Consider the following 17,997-nt stretch of genomic DNA (forward strand, 5'->3'; position numbering starts at 1 on the left):
AGCAAGAGTTGTAACGGCTAGGGGCTGTACTTCTTGCGCCAATCGCGTATCAAATATCTTCAAAGCTCTATCATTATGCATCTGCGTGCGAAGGATATTTTATGCGTAAAAGCCGGCTATTCAGAACACTATCCGCAAAGCAATTGGCGTTGGCCTCTGTGTTGACATTGGGCGCTTCAGGTCCGGCTTTGGCTGAGGATCACGCACCAGACCCCACCAATTGGCAAGCGGTGCTCAATCAAGCAGAGGGCCAAACGGTCTATTTCAACGCCTGGGGCGGCGCGCCCAACATCAATAATTACATTGCCTGGGTGGGCGACAAGGTGAAGGTCGAATATGGCGTGACTCTGGAGCATGTGAAACTTGAAGATACGGCAAGCGCCGTGAGTCGGGTGATTACAGAAAAAGCCGCTGGGCGTGATGAGGGCGGTTCGGTTGACCTCATCTGGATTAACGGCGAGAACTTTGCTGCCATGAAAGAGCAGGGCTTGTTGATTGATAACAATTGGGCTGAAAAATTGCCCAACTATCAATATGCTGACATTGAGGGCAAACCGACCCTGACCTATGATTTCACCGTGCCGGTAGACGGCCAGGAAAGCCCTTGGGGCATGGCGCAGCTGACCTTTTATTATGACAGCGAGATTGTGGCCGAACCGCCGACCACGCTGGACGAACTGTCCAATTGGGTGGAAGAGAATCCCGGTCGCTTCACCTATGCCGCGCCGCCAAACTTTATCGGCACCACTTTCTTGAAACAGGTGCTTTATGGCGTGGTGGAGGACCCCGCCATATTGCGCGAACCTGCCACCAAAGAAATATTTGACAAGGTGACTGCCCCGCTGTGGACCTATCTGGAAGAGATCAAACCGCATTTATGGCGCGATGGGGTGGTCTATGCCAAAGACACGACCCAACTGAAAAATCTGCTCGCCGATGGCGAGATCGATATCGCCATGACCTTCAATCCCGGTGAAGCCTCGTCTGCGATCAACGCAGGCGAACTGCCACCCAGCGTGCGGTCGTTCGTCATGGATTATGGGTCCATGGGCAATTCCCACTTTGTCACCATTCCTTATAATGCGAACGCCAAGGCTGGGGCCATGGTCGTGGCCAATTTCCTCCTCTCACCAGAAGCGCAAGCGCGCAAGGCGGATGAAAATATTTGGGGCGACCCGTCTGTTTTGGCCATCAATGACCTGCCTGCAGAAGAAAAGAAATATTTTGACGCGCTGGAGCTTGGGCCAGCCACCTTGCAGGGCGAAGAATTTGGCAAAACCTTGCTGGAACCGCATGCCAGCTGGGCCACCATGCTTGAAGAAGAATGGGCCAAGCGCTTTATGCGTGACATGTAATGACCATGATCAACCGGGCGCTGAACTTCCTGTTCTGGGCAGCGCCCGCACTTGTTATCTTGCTGTTGATGGGCCCGCTATTGGCGGGCCTACTTGGTGTGGGCGCTCCCGCCTTGGGCTATTTCCCCGCCCTCGGCGGCGTGGAGTTGACCGTTGACTATCTGCACAAGGCCCTGCATGTGCCCGGTTTCTGGCATTCGGTGCATTTGTCAATCTGGATCGGGCTGGCCACCACGCTGATCTCCTTCGTCATCGTCATCGGTTTTTTCGCTGCCTTTTGGGATGCGCCGCTATTTGGCAAAATCACCCGTTTTGTGTCGCCGCTTATGTCGGTGCCCCACGCGGCCGCCGCCTTCGGCTTCGCCTTTCTGTTCGCGCCTTCCGGGTGGTTGATCCGCTTGCTGTCTCCCTGGGCCACGGGGTTTGATCGTCCGCCAGACTGGTTGATCATCAACGACCCGTTGGGCTATGCCTTGCTGGCCGGGCTGGTGCTGAAAGAGATACCTTTTTTGTTTCTGATGAGCCTTTCTGCGGCCTCTCAGATCAATGTGGATCAACGTTTGAAGCTCGCTCGTTCCCTCGGCTATGGTCGCATTTGGGCATGGATCACCGTGGTGATGCCCGCACTCTACCGCCAGATTCGATTGCCGATTTTTGCAGTGATCGCCTTCTCCAGTTCGGTGGTGGATGTGGCGCTGATCCTCGGGCCTAACCTGCCGCCCAGCCTCCCGGTGCAAATTCTGCGCTGGATGAATGATCCCGACATCGAAATGCGCTTTGTCGCGGCGGCGGGGGCTGTGTTTCAGCTCGGCGCTACCCTTTTTGCCCTATTGGTCTGGCGTTTTTTAGAGATTGTTTGCAGCTATTTGATGCGCCAGATGCAGGCCAAAGGCATGCGCCATCAAAATGATGGTGCCGTAAGAGCGCTATTCAGCCTTGCCATGCTGACCATCGTGCTGATCTCGCTCGCCAGCCTTATTATTCTTGGTATCTGGTCTTTAGCGGGCTATTGGCGTTTCCCCGAAGCGTTGCCGCGCACCTTGGGCCTCAACCGTTGGATGGATAATGCATCCTATCTTTGGGGGCCCACGCTGAACGCGGTGAACATTGGCGTCGCTGCCACTTTGATTTCGGTGGGGCTTACCTTGATCTGCCTTGAAAATGAATGCCGCCACAATATCCGACTGACACAAAAGGCATTGCGCCTGATCTATCTGCCCCTGATCGTGCCCCAAATCGCTTTCATTTCCGGAATTTCTATCTTGCTGGTGCGCTATGGGCTAGATGGCAGCTTCTGGCCGGTGACGCTGATGCATGTGGTGTTTGTTTTTCCCTATACCTATCTGGCGCTTGAGGCGAGTTTTCACGATCTCGACCCGCGCTACATGCAAACCGCAACCGCTTTGGGGAAGTCGCAAAACCGGATTTTCTTTCACATCAAACTGCCCATGCTGCTGCGCCCGATCCTCACCGCATTGGCGTTGGGCTTTACCATTTCGGTGGCGCAATATATCCCCACATTGCTGATCGGGGCAGGGCGCGTGCCCACCATCACCACCGAGGCTGTTGCATTGGCTTCCGGCGGCGACCGTCGACTGATCGGCATATATGCATTGGTGCAGACTTTGCTGCCCGCCATCGGTTTTGTCTTGGCCTTGGCCTTGCCCAAATTGCTTTATCCCAACAAAATATATTTCGCCAAACAGCAGGAGCGCTAAGTGGCCGACCACAGCTTGAACCTAAAAGACCTGACAATCTCTCTGGGCGATCAAGTGTTGTTTCACTTGAATGCCGAGATTAAGGCGGGGGAAGTGCTGACGGTGATGGGGCCATCTGGTTCGGGCAAATCCACCTTGCTCAACGCGATTTCCGGCTTTCTGTCCCCGCGCTTCACCTGTCAGGGCCAGATTATGCTGGATGGGGAAGACATCACCCATAAAGACCCCAGCGCCCGCCATGTGGGGCTGATGTTTCAAGAACCGCTCCTGTTTCCCCATATGAGCGTGGAGGAAAATTTGCTGTTCGCGTTGCCCCGTGGCGGCAGCAAGCAGGAGCGCTGCGAAAAGGTGCGGGAAAAGTTGCGGGCGGTGCGTTTGGAAGAGCTTGGCGCGCGAGACCCACTCACCCTTTCAGGTGGCCAGCAATCGCGTATTGCGTTGATGCGCGTTTTGCTGTCGAATCCCAAAGCCTTGTTGCTCGATGAGCCGTTTTCCTCGCTCGATGTTGACCTGCGGTCGCGGGTTCGCCAGTTTGTTTTTACACAGGCCCGGGAAAACCAGCTGCCTGTCTTGATGGTCACCCATGATCAGGCCGACGCAGAGGCTGCAAATGGTCCCATTATTAACCTATTGAATCACAAGTAAAAAATTCGTCCGTCTGGTCAAAAACGCTTTTATTTTTACCATCTGGTTAAAAAAATCTTGAATTTTTTGTGGGGGATAGGTATCGATTGCATGGGGATTTAGGCGTTTTTACTTGCGGAGGGACCAAGAAAACGCTTGAATTAAAAACACCACATTTGGGCCTTAGGGTTGGCCCGTTCGTGTGGATAAGTTGACAAGGGAGATATTCATGTCAGTCCAGAATAAAAAGTTCACCGGCGCAAAAGCCGTGCTTGGTACAGCCGTATTTGCTGCCTTGATGACAGGCACCGCATTGGCAGAACCTGCATTGATCTATGATGCTGCCGGCAAAAACGATAAGTCATTTAACGAAATGGCTTGGAATGGCGCCGAAGCATATAAAGAAGAAACCGGTAATTCTTATCGCGATTTTGAAATTCAAACCGACGCGCAGCGTGAGCAAGCTCTGCGTCGTTTCGCCCAACAGGGGCAAAGCCCAATCGTTGTGCCCGGCTTTACATGGGCAGAGCCACTGAATGTTGTGGCCCAGGAATTCCCGGACACGCATTTCGCCATCATCGACTCTGTCGTTGATCTGCCAAATGTGCGTTCAGTGTTGTTTAAGGAAGAAGAAGGTTCATACCTTGTGGGCGCCTTGGCGGCGATGAAGTCTGAATCGGGCACTATCGGCTACATCACTGCTTTTGACTTCCCATTGCTTCAAGCCTTCGGCTGCGGCTATGTGCAAGGTGCAAAAGCTGTTGATCCGGATATTGAAGTGCTGCAAAACTTCATCGGTACAGACTTTGCGGCCTTTAACGACATCAATACTGCAGGCGAAGTTGGCCGCTCACAGCTTGAGCGTGGCGCGGACGTGATTTACGCCGCAGCAGGTGCTGCAGGTGAAGGTGCGTTGCAAGCTGCAGCGGATGCCGGCAAATACGGCATTGGTGTGGACAGCAACCAGAACTATCTGTTCCCCGGCAATATGCTGACTTCAATGGTGAAGCGTGTTGACGTGGCGGTTCAGGATGCCTTTATGGACGAGCTGAATGGTGAGTGGACTTCTGGCATTGTGTCCCTCGGTTTGGCAGAAGGCGGTGTTGGTGCTGCGATCGATGAGCACAACCAAGATCTGATTACAGACGAGATGCAAGCCAAGCTCGACGAGTTGACCGCTAAAATCAATTCAGGCGAGATTGAAGTGCATGATTACCGGTCAGACAATTCCTGCCCAGTATCATAAGCTAACCTGAAGATTGGATTGGTAACTCGACATGGTTGAGCACCAGACAACTAACGCCCAGCAGCCTTCACAAGCTGCTGGGTCTGAATTTGCCATTGATTTGAAAAGAGTGTCCAAAGCTTTTGGGCCCGTGCAAGCCAATAAGGACATTGATCTGGCGGTGAAGCGCAATTCCATCCACGGCATTGTGGGGGAAAATGGCGCAGGCAAGTCCACCCTGATGTCCATTCTTTACGGCTTCTACACGGCGGATAGCGGTGAAATCTGGGTCAATGGGCAATTGGTGAAAATCAAAGATTCCAGCCATGCGCTGGAGTTGGGCATTGGCATGGTGCACCAGCACTTTATGCTGGTGGAAAATTTCACTGTTTTGGAAAACATTATTCTGGGTGCTGAAGGCGAATATCTTCTGGCCTCCAGCATGGCAAAGGCGCGCGAAGAACTGACGCGACTGGCCACCGATTACGGGTTGAATGTGGACCCGGATGCGCTGATTGAAGACCTCTCTGTGGGGCAAGAGCAGCGCGTTGAGATTTTGAAAGCCCTTTATCGTGGTGCTGATGTGCTGATTTTGGACGAGCCGACCGGGGTGTTGACCCCGACAGAGGCTGACCAATTGTTCCGCATTCTCGAGCAATTGCGCGATGAGGGCAAAACCATCATTTTGATCACCCATAAATTGCGCGAAATCATGGCCGTGACCGACACGGTTTCGGTGATGCGCCAGGGTGAAATGGTGGGCACCTTGGCGACGAAGGATACATCGCCGGAACAGTTGGCGGAACTGATGGTTGGCCGCCGTGTACTGTTGCGCGTGGATAAAACCCCGGCAGAGCCAAAGGATGTGGTTTTGGACGTAAAAGGCTTGTCGGTAACCGATGACATTGGTGTGCCGCGGGTGAAAGATGTCAGCTTCAATGTGCGCGCTGGCGAGATTGTCGGCATCGCAGGCGTTGCGGGCAATGGGCAATCGGATCTTTTGCGGGCCATATCCGGTATGGAAGCTCCCCTTTTAGGCGAAATTCGTGTGAATGGCGAATTGGTCCGTTTTCACGGGGATGACAGCGCGTCAGATGCCCGCAAAATGGGCGTGGCCCATGTGCCGGAAGACCGGTTGAAAATGGGCCTGGTGACGGCGTTTGAAGAATGGGAGAACTCCATTCTTGGCTATCACGAGTCCGAAAAATATGGCACAGGCATGTTTCTATCGCCCAAGATGGCGATTGCGGAAGCTGAAAAGCGGATCGAAATGTTCGATATACGCCCACGCAATCCGCGCCTGAAAACAGCGAACTTCTCTGGCGGCAACCAGCAAAAAATCGTGCTGGCCCGAGAGATGGATCGCGATCTTGATGTGCTGATCGTGGGCCAACCCACACGCGGTGTAGACATTGGTGCGATTGAGTTTATCCATAAACACATCATTGAGCTGCGAGACAAGGGGATCGCGGTTCTGCTGGTGTCCGTGGAGCTTGATGAAATTCGCGCGCTGTCTGATCGGGTGCTGGTGATGTTCGATGGTGAAATCGTGACCGAACTAAGTCCGGATGCCAGCGAACGCGAATTTGGCCTGTCCATGGCCGGGGTTGATCCCAAAGAGGGGGCATAGCAAATGTACGGGGTGTGTAAAAAATGAGTGCGCGTCAGCCTTTGCCCAATTGGGTAACAATTGTTTTGATGCCGGCGCTCAATGTGTTGCTGGCATTTATTATCGGCGGTTTGGCCGTGGCCATCATTGGTGAAAACCCGCTGACCGCCATGTGGGCCCTGTTCTATGGCGCCTTCGGCACCGGTATGGGCTGGGGCTTCACCCTGCATTATGCCACAAACTTCATCTTCACCGGTTTGGCCGTGGCCATCGTCTTTAAGGCGGGCATGTTTAATATTGGTGGTGAGGGGCAAGCCTATGTGGCGGGCCTTGGCGCCATTATGGTGGCGCTCTGGCTTGACCAGACCCACTGGGTTTTCGTGCTGTTCGGCTCTACAATTGCTGCGATGATGATGGGCTCTTTGTGGGCGATTATTCCAGCGTGGCTACAAGCCAAACGCGGCAGCCACATCGTGATCACCACCATCATGTTCAACTTTATCGCCTCGGCCTTTATGAGCTATATGCTGGCACAGGTGATCACTGCGCCCGGGGCCAACGCCGAGACACGCACCATTGCCGAGCAGGGCCGTTTGCCCCTGCTGTCCGACTGGTTTGATGCGTTCCAATATTCTCCGTTGAACATAACCTTCTTCTTCGGCATTGCCGCGCTGATCTTCACCTATGTACTGATCTGGCGCACCAAGCTCGGCTATAAAATCCGCACGCTGGGGGCCAACCCCGAAGCGGCGCGCTACGCTGGCATTTCCGCTGTCTATGTGATCATCATCTCCATGGCGATTGCCGGGGCGATGGCTGGTTTGATGGCGGTCAACGAAGCCGTGGGCGTGCAAAAACGCTTGGTGGTCGGCTATGTGCATGGCTTCGGCTTTGTGGGCATCGCCGTGGCCTTTATGGGTCGCTCCCACCCGGTGGGCATTGCCTTGGCGGCCCTGCTGTTTGGCGCACTTTATCAGGGCGGGCAGGAACTGGCCTTTGAATTGCCGGCTGTGCCGTCTGACCTTGTGGTGGTGATCCAAGCGCTCGTCATTCTGTTTACAGGCGCCATGGGTGAAATGTTCCGGCCGCTGCTGGAACGCATTTTTGCCCGTAGGGTCAATCCCGCACCAGAAGCACCCACCACAGCGGAGACGGAGGCATAATCATGAGCCCAACTGATATCATCCTCTTGCTCGATTCCAGTGTCCGCTTTGCGGTGCCGCTGATGTTGGCCGCGTTGGCGGGGCTTTATTCTGAGCGTTCCGGCATCGTAGATATTGGCCTTGAAGGCAAAATGCTGGGCGGGGCGTTTGCCGCCGCCGCCACGGCAGCTGTCACAGGGTCCGTCTGGCTGGGGCTGGCTGCCGCGATGGGCGTGTCCGTCGTCATGTCTATGATCCACGCGCTAGCCTCCATCAACTTCCGCGGCAACCAGATTATTTCTGGTGTGGCGCTCAACTTCCTCGCTGCCGGGTTCACGGTATTTCTGGGGCATGCCTGGTTCCGCCGCGGCGGCACCACTCCAAACTTGCGACCAGATGAGCGCTTTTCAAATATCGAATTGCCGTTTGCGGCGGAGATCGGCCAGGTGCCGATCGTTGGCGAGATCTATCAGCAATTGCTTTCGGGCCATTCGATCATCGTTTATTTTGCCTTCTTGATGGTACCGGTCACTGCCTTTGTGCTCTACCGCACCCGATTTGGCTTGCGCCTCCGGGCCGTGGGGGAAAACCCCAAAGCGCTGGATACAGCAGGCATTTCCGTTGCCTTGTTGCGCTATCGGGCGTTGGTGGTCACCGGGTTGTTGTGCGGCGTTGCCGGGGCCTTTTTGTCTACGGCGCAGGGGGCAAACTTTTCGGAAAACATGACGTCAGGTCGGGGCTTTATCGCGTTGGCCGCATTGATTTTCGCCAAATGGCGCCCTTGGCAAGCCATGTGGACCTGTTTGCTGTTCGGCGTGCTCAGTGCCTCGCAAATCCGGTTGCAGGGGGTCGAGTTCCCCATGATCGGCGAAGTGCCAGTGCAGGCCATTCAGGCACTGCCATATATTCTCACCGTGGTGCTGTTGGCTGGCTTTATTGGCCGCGCCAATCCGCCAAAGGCCATCGGCCAGCCTTACATTAAGGAGCGCTAAGATGGATGCGGTGACACAGGCGCTTTATGATGCAGCTCAGGCCGTGCGTAAACATGCGCACGTGCCTTATTCAAACTTCCCCGTTGGCGCGGCCATACTGGCCGACGATGGAGAGATCTACGCCGGCTGCAACATAGAAAATGCAGCTTATCCGCAAGGCAATTGTGCCGAAACCGCCGCTATTTCGGCCATGATTGGCGGCGGGGCGAAAAAGATTCATCGCATCTTTGTGATTGGAAAGGGCGTTGATCCGGTTACGCCTTGCGGCGGTTGCCGCCAGCGCATTCGCGAATTTGCCACGCCAGACACGCAGATTATTTGCACCGGCGAAGATGGCGACGCCAAAAGCTATACCATGGAAGAAATTCTGCCAGATTCCTTTGGTCCTGAATTTCTGGAGTAAAGCGACATGACCGCAAAATTCAATATGCGCGTGATTCAGGAACGCGCAGGCAACGAGCCGATTGCTGCCGCACTGGTGCTGGGGTCGGGCTTTGCCGCGCTGGGCGATATGTTAAACGATCCGATCACCATCAATTATGATGATCTGCAGGGCTTTCCCGGCGGCGGCGTGACCGGCCATGGTAAAAACCTGCTGATCGGCGAGCTGGAAGGCAAGCGCGTGGCGTTGCTGACCGGTCGGGCCCACTATTATGAACACGGCCATGCCGGCGCGATGAAAATGGCGATTCAAAGCCTTGCCGGGCTGGGCATTGATACACTGATGCTCACCAATGCTGCGGGTTCGATCACAAATGATATTCAACCCGGCGATCTGATGTTGATTGAAGATCACATCAATTTCTCCGGACTTAACCCGTTGATCGGGTTGGAAGGCGATAAGCGGTTTGTCGATATGGTGAACGCTTATGATCCGGTCCTGCGCCAAAAGGCCCTTGATATCGCGGCCCGCGATTCTTTGGACCTTAAACAAGGCATCTATACATGGTATTCTGGTCCCTCATTTGAAACGCCTGCTGAGATCAGAATGATCCAAGGCTTCGGGGCTCGGGCGGTGGGCATGTCCACCGTGCCGGAATGTATTTTGGGCCGATATTACGACATGCGTGTCTGGGGATGTTCATTCATCACCAATATGGGCGCGGGCATGTCGGACGAACATCTCTCTCACGACCATACGCAAACCATGGTCGCATCTGGCGGAGAGCGCATGCAAAGTTTGCTGACAAAAATGATTGCAGAACTATGAGTTTAAAAGCAGTTGAAATGCCGCACGCGGCAGAAGAGCATAAACGCAATCCCGGTTTCGATTTGGATTTGGGCTGGTTGCGCCATGTGCGGATGAACCGCTCAGCGTTGGAACGTCGGGCCGCCACCATCGGCACCCGCCGCTCTGTGAAAAAGCAATGGCAAGCCGCTTGGCTGCTCCACGCCATCACCAATATCGATTTGACCACGTTGAATGGCGACGACAGCAAGGGCCGCGTTGAGCGCCTGTGTGCCAAAGCCCGCCAACCCGTGCGCACCGATATTTTAACGGCGCTGGGCGTTGAAGATTTGGGCATCACCCCAGGCGCAGTGTGTGTCTATCACAATTTTGTTGCCGACGCGGTGGCCGCGCTTGAAGGCACCAACATTCCTGTGGCCGCCGTTTCAACCGGGTTCCCTGCAGGCCTCACGCCTTTGGCAACCCGCATTGCTGAAATCGAGGCCTCTGTAAAAGCGGGTGCCAAGGAAATCGATATCGTGATCGAACGGCATCAAGTGCTGACGCAAGATTGGCAGGGCCTTTATGACCAGGTCAAAGCCTTCCGCGCGGCATGTGGTGAAGCACATTTGAAAACCATTTTGGGCACGGGCGAATTGGCCACCCAAACCAATGTCGCCAAGGCCTCTTTGGTCTGCATGATGGCCGGGGCCGACTTCATCAAAACCTCAACCGGCAAGGAAAAGGTCAACGCCGATTTGGTGACCTCCCTGTCCATGATCCGCATGATCCGCTGGTTCCATGAGGAAACGGGCATTGAGATTGGCTATAAGCCCGCGGGCGGCATTTCCAAAGCCAAAGATGCAATCACATATCTAGCGATGATGAAGGATGAACTGGGTAATCAATGGCTTTCCCCGCATCTGTTCCGCTTCGGCGCATCGAGCCTTTTGAACGACATCGAGCGACAGCTTGAACATAATGTCACCGGGCGCTATGCGGCCGATTATCGTCAGCCTCTGGTTTAGGTGGGCAACATGAACGTTAAAGAGATTTTTGAAACCATGGAATATGGTCCTGCGCCGGAAGGCAGCGCCGAAGCACATGAATGGCTTGATGGCTATGGCCGCAAATTTGGTCACTTCATCAATGGTGAGTTCACCAAGCCGGGCAAAACATTTGCCTCCACGAATCCTGCCAACGGCGAAGAATTGGCGCAAATCAGCCAAGCCAAAAAGGGTGATATTGATCTAGCCGTTTCTGCGGCACGCAAAGCCCAATCAGATTGGGAAGCTTTGTCTGGCTATGAGCGGGCCAAATACCTTTATGCCATCGCGCGGCAAGTGCAAAAGCACTCTCGTTTGTTTGCGGTGCTCGAAACCCTCGACAATGGCAAGCCAATCCGCGAAAGCCGTGATTTGGATATCCCTTTGGTTGCGCGTCATTTCTATCACCATGCCGGGTGGGCGCAGCAGCGTGATCGCTTGTTCCCTGATCAATCAGCCTATGGCGTTTGCGGGCAAATTATCCCGTGGAACTTCCCACTTTTGATGTTGTCTTGGAAAATCGCACCAGCGCTCGCAGCGGGCAATACGGTCGTGCTGAAGCCAGCAGAATTTACGTCACTGACCGCGCTATTGTTTGCAGAAATCTGTCAGGAGATCGGCTTGCCAAAAGGCGTGGTGAATATTGTAACCGGTGATGGCGACGCAGGCGAAGCGATCGTCAACCATCCCGGTATAGACAAGATTGCATTTACCGGGTCGACAGGTGTGGGCAAAGCCATCCGCAAAGCCACTGCGGGAAAGGGCAAAGGCCTGTCTCTGGAACTGGGCGGCAAATCACCCTTCATCGTGTTTGAAGATGCGGATTTGGACAGCGCTGTTGAAGGCGTCGTCGATGCCATTTGGTTCAATCAGGGGCAAGTGTGTTGTGCCGGGTCGCGCTTGTTGGTTCAAGAAGCGGTGGAAGAGCGGTTCATTAAGAAGCTGAAAGCCCGCATGGAGACATTGCGCGTGGGCGACCCGCTCGACAAAGCCATCGATATTGGTGCCTTGGTGGCGCCCGTGCAGGTGAAACGGGTGCAGGATTTGATGAAAAAGGGCGAAGAGCAGGGGGCCGTGCGCCACCAACCCGATGGGGCGGTTCCCTCCAATGGTTGCTTCGTCAAGCCAACGCTTTACACCAATGTGCAGCCTGCCAACATCATCGCGGAAGAAGAAATCTTTGGGCCCGTTTTGGTCGCCATGAGCTTCCGCACGCCTGATGAAGCGGTGACCTTGGCCAACAATTCGAAATATGGCCTTTCTGCCAGCATCTGGACCGAGAACATCAACCTCGCTTTGGACATTGCACCACGGGTGAAGTCCGGTGTTGTCTGGATCAATTCCACCAATAATTTCGACGCTGCCGTCGGTTTCGGTGGGTATAAAGAAAGCGGTTTTGGCCGTGAGGGTGGCAAAGAAGGCATGCGCGCCTATCTGCGCCCCAACTGGGAACTGAAGCTGAAATCGTTGGGTAAATCCACAGTGCCAGCGAAACCCAAATTGTTCGCAACAGATGGCATTGACCGCACCGCCAAACTTTATGTGGGCGGCAAGCAGGCTCGGCCAGATGGTGGTTACGCTCGTTCAGTGGTGAACGCTGATGGCAAACTGGTTGGCGAAGTCGGTGAAGGCAATCGCAAAGACATTCGCAACGCAGTGGAAGCCGCGCGCGGAGCCTTGAGCTGGGGCAGCAAGCCCGCCCATACACGGTCACAAATTCTCTATTATATGGGCGAAAATCTCGACTATCGCCGCAGTGAATTTGCGGATCGGTTACGCGAGATGACCGGCGTTTCGGCTGGAGCTGCGAAAAAAGAAGTTGAGCTTTCTATCGAGCGCCTGTTCGCCTTCGCGGGCTGGGCCGACAAATATGACGGCGCCGTGCATAACCCGCCTGTGCGCCAAATGGCAGTCGCCATGGTGGAACCGATCGGCGTGATCGGCATTGCTGCGCCAGATGAAAGCCCACTATTGGGTGCTGTCTCCTTGCTCGCCCCATCCATGGCCATGGGCAACACCAGCGTGTTGATCCCGTCTGAAAGCGCACCATTGGCCATGACTGATTTCTATCAGATCTTGGAAACCAGCGATGTGCCCGGCGGCGTCGTCAACATCGTCACTGGGGCTAAAGATGAGCTGACCAAAACATTGGCCGAGCATGATGGCGTTGACGCCATGTTCTATTGCGGCGATGCTGAGGGTGGCAAAAAAGTTGAGCAATATTCGGTACACAATCTCAAACAGACTTGGACCAATAAGGGCAAAGCCATGGATTGGACCGATCGCGAGATTTGTGAAGGCGAATATTTCTTGGAGCGGAGCACTCAGGTCAAAAATGTTTGGGTGCCCTACGGCGCATAGGAACCTGAACCATGAGTGACAAGGTTGAAGTTGAAAACGTAAACACACCGGGCAAAATCACCCGCGTTGACGCGGCGAAATATAACGCCATGTACAAAGCGATGATGCAGGTTTTGCCCCATGAGGCACCGGGCATGGTCGTCAAAGATGTGATTGCCGAAGCCAAAAAACATCTGCCGGAGGGGCTGTTCCCCGGGGGCAGCACCGCAGGCTGGTGGGTGAAATGCGTGCAACTTGATCTTGAAGCGAAAAAGAAAATCGCGCGGGCGGAAAAGCCGCCTGTGCGACTTTATCGACTAGACTAAAGCCATCGAGGAAAGTCGAACATGTTTTTGCCGGCCGAAATCATCGCCAAAAAACGCGATGGTGAAACCCTTACCCCTGCTGAAATTAGCGCCTTTATCGAGGGCGTGGTCAGCGGTGCGGTCAAGCCGGAGCAGGCCGCCGCTTTTGTTATGGCGGTCTATTTCCAGAATATGGATATGGATGAGCGCGTGGCGCTCACCTTGGCCATGCGCGACAGTGGCGAGGTACTCAACTGGGACGAGTTAGACGGTCCCATTATCGACAAGCATTCCACTGGTGGCGTGGGCGATAATGTCTCCTTGATGCTGGCGCCCATCTGGGCAGCATGTGGTGCCTATGTGCCCATGATTTCTGGCCGTGGCCTCGGCCATACGGGCGGCACGCTTGATAAGTTTGATGCCATCCCGGGCTATCAAACCAGCGTAGACAGTGCTTTGTTCCGCAGGGTCGTGGCTGAAGCAGGATGCGCCATTGTGGGGCAAACCAACAATCTCGCGCCCGCTGATAAAATCCTTTATGCCATCCGCGATGTCACCGCGACGGTAGATAATATTTCGCTGATCACCGGCTCCATACTGTCCAAAAAACTGGCTGCCGGGTTGGATGCATTGGTGCTCGATGTGAAGGTCGGCTCAGGTGCTTTTATGAAATCAGCGGACGAGGCAAATGCCTTAGCACAAAGCCTCGTGCAGGTGGCCAATGGCGCAGGCGTGCGCACCAGCGCCTTGATCAGCGACATGAACCAGCCCCTCGCCAGCGCTGCGGGCAATGCGCTTGAATTGCAGAACGCCGTGCAGTTTCTCACAGGCGAACACCGCGATGCCAACCTCGAGCAAGTAGTGCTGGAGCTCGCGGCCCATGGCTTGATGCATGGCGACTTGGCGAGCGACCTGGATGCGGCGCGGCAAAAGGCACAAGACGTGTTGGAAAATGGCAGGGCGGCAGAACAGTTTGGCAAAATGATCAGCGGCCTCGGCGGTCCCACCGACTTTATGGCGCAGGTAGAGCATTATTTGCCCAAAGCCAAAATTATTCGTGACGTCACACTCGGCCAGTCGGGCTATATCACCGAAATCAATGCCAAGCAGGTGGGCATGGGCGTGGTCATTTTGGGCGGTGGCCGCAAAGCACCGGCCGATCCGCTGGATTATGCGGTTGGCTTCGATCAGCTGGCCCTGCTTGGTCAAAAGATTGAACAGGATACCCCAATAGCGCGTTTGCATGCCAATGATGAGGCCCTGGCCGATGAAGCAGAAGAGCGGCTGAAAGCGGCCTATAAAATTGGCGATGCGCCGCAAACCCCGCCATTATTCTATGGCGTGATTGAGCAAAATTAGGAGGCCCTATGCCCCGAGCAATATTATGTGTTTTGGACAGTTTTGGCATTGGCGGCGCGCCTGATGCCGCAGACTTTGGCGACGAGGGCGCCAACACCCTCGGCCATATCGCCGAAAAATGCGCTGCAGGTGAAGCCGACAAGGAAGGCTTGCGCCAAGGTCCGCTCTTCTTGCCTAATATGGATATGCTGGGGCTTGGCCTTGCTGCAAAAGCGGCGGCGGGCAGCGTGCCGCCTGACCTGAGCGAAGAGCATAAAGCAGGCGTCTGGGCGCACGCGAAAGAGGTTTCAAAGGGCAAAGATACCCCGTCTGGCCATTGGGAAATCGCTGGCGTGCCCGTTTCCTTCGATTGGGGCTATTTCCCCGAGACAGAACCTTGCTTTCCGCCAGACCTGATCGAAAAATTTATCGTAGAGGCCAAGCTGCCTGGCATATTGGGCAACAAACATGCCTCAGGCACCACCATCATCGCCGACTTGGGCGAGGAGCATATCAAAACCGGCAAGCCGATCTGCTACACAAGCGCCGATAGCGTGTTCCAAATCGCGGCCCATGAGCAGCATTTTGGTTTGGACCGACTTTACGAGATTTGCGAGATCGCCCGCAAATTGCTTGATCCCCTCAATATTGGCCGCGTGATCGCACGGCCGTTTATTGGCGAAACGCCAGGGGATTTTCAGCGCACCGGCAACCGTCGAGACTTTTCCGTATTGCCGCCAGAACCAACCCTTTTGGATCGCGCCAAGGAAGCGGGCCGCAAGGTGCTGGCCGTGGGCAAGATTTCAGATATTTACGCTGCCCAGGGTGTAACCCACAAAATCAAAGCCAGCGGCAATATGGCGCTTTTTGATGCGACTTTGGACGCGATGGATATGGCCGAAGATGGCGATTTGATCTTCACCAATTTTGTCGATTTTGACATGGAATATGGTCATCGCCGCGACGTGCCGGGCTATGCTGCAGCGCTGGAAAAATTTGATCGCCGTTTGCCAGAACTGGTCGCCAAAATGCGTCAGGACGATGTGCTGATCCTGACTGCCGATCATGGCTGCGACCCCACCTGGAAAGGGTCAGACCACACGCGTGAGCAAGTGCCGGTCTTGTGTTTTTCCCCAATTGTGCAAAAAGCCAGTGCGGGCGGGCGAGAAACATTTGCGGATATTGGTGAAAGCGTGGCAAGTTGGCTAAAGTTGCCAGCCGGGCCACATGGTAAGAGCTTTTTGTAAGAGGTAGAATATGGAAAACGTCACCGTTGTCGACCACCCGTTGGTGCAGCACAAATTGACCATCATGCGGACGAAAGAGACGTCAACGGCGAGTTTCCGTCGGCTGTTGCAGGAGATCGCCCATCTGCTTTGTTATGAGGTGACCCGCGATCTGGAAACCGAGCTGATCGATATCGAAACCCCAATCCAGAAAATGCAAAGCCCGGCGCTCAAGGGTAAAAAGCTGGTATTTGCGTCGATTTTGCGGGCAGGCAACGGCCTGCTAGAGGGCATGCTGGATCTCGTGCCCAGCGCGCGCGTGTCGCATATCGGGCTTTATCGCGATCCTGAAACGCTTGAAGCGATTGAATATTACTTCAAGGCCCCATCCGACATCGCAGACCGTCTGGTCGTTGTTGTTGACCCTATGTTGGCTACGGCCAATTCAGCTGTCACCGCGGTAGATCGCATTAAGCGCCGTGGCGCCAACAATCTCCGATTTCTGTGCCTGTTGGCCGCGCCTGAGGGCATCAAGCGCTTTCAAGAAGCGCATCCGGATGTGCCGATCTACACCGCGGCGATTGACGAAAAGCTCAATGAAAAAGGCTATATTGTGCCGGGCTTGGGCGATGCGGGCGACCGCATGTATGGCACCCGCTAAACGCAGAGCAAAATGAAGGGGCGTTACGGCGCCCCTCTATTCGCTTTTAAGCGGCAAGCCCAGTCCGATCAAATCTTCACGCAATTGTGCTGGATTCTCAAAATGAATGGCCTTCATGCCGATATGCTCAGCGGCCACCACATTGGGATAACTGTCATCAATGAACACACAGCTTGAGGCATCGAGGCTATAACGATCCAAAAAGCGGTGATAGATCCGGTAATCCGGCTTCACCAACTTCTCCTGACCGGAGACCAAAATCCCGTCAAACCGTTTCAAAAAGTCATATTTCTCCAGCGTCAGCTGAAATTTCTCTTTTGAGTAATTGGTGATGGCAAAGGTGGGGAGATCCGCAGCGATAAGCTCTTCATGAATCGCCACGGTACCCTCGAAAAGGCCAGCGATGGTTTCCAGCCAACGTTTATCATATGCCACAATTTGATCGGTATAAGCCGGGAAGCGGGCGCAGAGCTCCGCGATGCCGTCGGCATAAAGCTTGCCCGCATCAAACTCCAGATTCCAAAGTCCGGAATAGATATTTTCAACAAACCACACGGCTTCTTCTTCAGTGTCAAAGACATTGCGATAGAGGTTGAGCGGGTTCCAATCAATAAAAACGCCACCCAGATCAAATACGGGGATCAGGTAATCAGACATAATTTTCCTAAGAGTTCAGAGCGGGAGCAGCGATGTTAGTTCAGCTCGATGATTCCATCAAACCGCGATCTAAAGAAATAGCGTTTTTCAAAGTTGAGGGTAGAGTTAAACACATAGCCAATAACCGGGTTGGCAGAGTTCCAAGCTTCGCCCATGATCAGAAAATCGTTTCTGTTTGCTTTTGCCACTTCTGGCGGGATATCGACATATTCACTGTCTTCCACCAGGGCGCTTCCCCCGTTGTAGGTAAGTGACCATACAACCCAGGCGCGAGCATCGTCATCAATGCGCAGGCTGGTCACCCGTTGGCGCAAATTGGCGTCCTCATAGGGTTGAAGGGTAAACTCGGCGGCCTCAAAATAGTCGTCAATCGTTGAGGTTTTAATTTCATCCTCCGCACGCGCGACCAAGTCGGCAACCGACCCCGCCACCACCGCCACCTTGCGATCAATAATAATGAAAGTGCTGACATCAATGGTACCCAAATAAAGGGTCAGCATAACGGGAAGGATCAAAGCAAATTCTACGGCCGAAATGCCTTGGTCATTTCGCCAAGCGGATCGTAAAAATTTGCGTATTGGCCTGAACATG

17 protein-coding genes are annotated in these 17,997 nt (G+C 54.3%); 15 read left to right on the forward strand and 2 right to left on the reverse strand.

The window, feature by feature from the left end; all coding sequences use genetic code 11:
- The first annotated feature begins 101 nt into the window (after window positions 1-101).
- The 15 genes from L1I42_RS02980 to upp all read left to right on the forward strand — a co-directional run bounded on the left by L1I42_RS02980 (window position 102) and on the right by upp (window position 16,749).
- Window positions 102-1,355 (forward strand): ABC transporter substrate-binding protein, encoded by a 1,254-nt coding sequence (locus tag L1I42_RS02980; RefSeq protein ID WP_236113017.1) that lies wholly within the window; start codon window positions 102-104, stop codon window positions 1,353-1,355.
- Window positions 1,355-3,073: an ABC transporter permease gene (locus L1I42_RS02985; protein WP_236113018.1), complete on the forward strand. Its 1,719-nt coding sequence runs from the start codon at window positions 1,355-1,357 to the stop codon at window positions 3,071-3,073. Before L1I42_RS02980 ends, L1I42_RS02985 begins: the two co-directional genes overlap by 1 nt.
- Window positions 3,074-3,718, forward strand: coding sequence for an ATP-binding cassette domain-containing protein (locus L1I42_RS02990; RefSeq protein ID WP_236113019.1), 645 nt, complete (start codon window positions 3,074-3,076; stop codon window positions 3,716-3,718).
- Between the two features lie 208 nt (window positions 3,719-3,926).
- On the forward strand, window positions 3,927-4,943 hold the full coding sequence (locus L1I42_RS02995) for a BMP family lipoprotein (RefSeq protein WP_439651465.1): 1,017 nt from the start codon (window positions 3,927-3,929) through the stop codon (window positions 4,941-4,943).
- Between the two features lie 31 nt (window positions 4,944-4,974).
- Window positions 4,975-6,552 carry an ABC transporter ATP-binding protein gene (locus L1I42_RS03000; protein ID WP_236113020.1) on the forward strand — a complete coding sequence of 526 codons (1,578 nt, stop codon included), beginning with the start codon at window positions 4,975-4,977 and terminating at the stop codon, window positions 6,550-6,552.
- Window positions 6,553-6,575: 23 nt separating this feature from the next.
- A complete protein-coding gene (locus L1I42_RS03005; RefSeq protein WP_236113021.1) occupies window positions 6,576-7,694 on the forward strand; it encodes an ABC transporter permease in 1,119 nt (372 codons plus the stop codon).
- Between the two features lie 2 nt (window positions 7,695-7,696).
- A complete protein-coding gene (locus L1I42_RS03010) occupies window positions 7,697-8,665 on the forward strand; it encodes an ABC transporter permease (protein WP_236113022.1) in 969 nt (322 codons plus the stop codon).
- Window position 8,666: 1 nt separating this feature from the next.
- Window positions 8,667-9,068: a cytidine deaminase gene (locus L1I42_RS03015; RefSeq protein ID WP_236113023.1), complete on the forward strand. Its 402-nt coding sequence runs from the start codon at window positions 8,667-8,669 to the stop codon at window positions 9,066-9,068.
- Window positions 9,069-9,074: 6 nt separating this feature from the next.
- Window positions 9,075-9,875 carry a purine-nucleoside phosphorylase gene (locus tag L1I42_RS03020; protein WP_439651466.1) on the forward strand — a complete coding sequence of 267 codons (801 nt, stop codon included), beginning with the start codon at window positions 9,075-9,077 and terminating at the stop codon, window positions 9,873-9,875.
- Window positions 9,872-10,861: a deoxyribose-phosphate aldolase gene (deoC, locus tag L1I42_RS03025; protein WP_236113024.1), complete on the forward strand. Its 990-nt coding sequence runs from the start codon at window positions 9,872-9,874 to the stop codon at window positions 10,859-10,861. Before L1I42_RS03020 ends, deoC begins: the two co-directional genes overlap by 4 nt.
- 9 nt (window positions 10,862-10,870) lie before the next feature.
- Window positions 10,871-13,240 carry an aldehyde dehydrogenase family protein gene (locus L1I42_RS03030; RefSeq protein WP_236113025.1) on the forward strand — a complete coding sequence of 790 codons (2,370 nt, stop codon included), beginning with the start codon at window positions 10,871-10,873 and terminating at the stop codon, window positions 13,238-13,240.
- 11 nt (window positions 13,241-13,251) lie between these two features.
- The gene (locus tag L1I42_RS03035) at window positions 13,252-13,545 is read left to right on the forward strand and encodes a DUF6958 family protein (protein ID WP_236113026.1); all 294 of its coding nucleotides are present in this window, start codon (window positions 13,252-13,254) and stop codon (window positions 13,543-13,545) included.
- Between the two features lie 21 nt (window positions 13,546-13,566).
- Complete coding sequence (gene deoA / locus L1I42_RS03040) at window positions 13,567-14,883, forward strand: thymidine phosphorylase (RefSeq protein ID WP_236113027.1); 1,317 nt, start codon at window positions 13,567-13,569, stop codon at window positions 14,881-14,883.
- A gap of 8 nt (window positions 14,884-14,891) precedes the next feature.
- Window positions 14,892-16,109: a phosphopentomutase gene (locus tag L1I42_RS03045; RefSeq protein ID WP_236113028.1), complete on the forward strand. Its 1,218-nt coding sequence runs from the start codon at window positions 14,892-14,894 to the stop codon at window positions 16,107-16,109.
- A gap of 10 nt (window positions 16,110-16,119) precedes the next feature.
- Window positions 16,120-16,749: a uracil phosphoribosyltransferase gene (upp, locus tag L1I42_RS03050; protein WP_236113029.1), complete on the forward strand. Its 630-nt coding sequence runs from the start codon at window positions 16,120-16,122 to the stop codon at window positions 16,747-16,749.
- Window positions 16,750-16,785: 36 nt separating this feature from the next.
- Here upp and L1I42_RS03055 read toward each other — a convergent pair whose 3' ends face one another.
- Window positions 16,786-17,406: an HAD family hydrolase gene (locus L1I42_RS03055; protein ID WP_236113030.1), complete on the reverse strand. Its 621-nt coding sequence runs from the start codon at window positions 17,404-17,406 to the stop codon at window positions 16,786-16,788.
- Window positions 17,407-17,441: 35 nt separating this feature from the next.
- Complete coding sequence (locus tag L1I42_RS03060) at window positions 17,442-17,996, reverse strand: TadE/TadG family type IV pilus assembly protein (protein WP_236113031.1); 555 nt, start codon at window positions 17,994-17,996, stop codon at window positions 17,442-17,444.
- Between the last annotated feature and the right edge of the window lies 1 nt (window position 17,997).

Origin of the sequence: Maritalea mediterranea (assembly GCF_021568695.1) — a bacterium.
Lineage (GTDB): Bacteria > Pseudomonadota > Alphaproteobacteria > Rhizobiales > Devosiaceae > Maritalea > Maritalea mediterranea.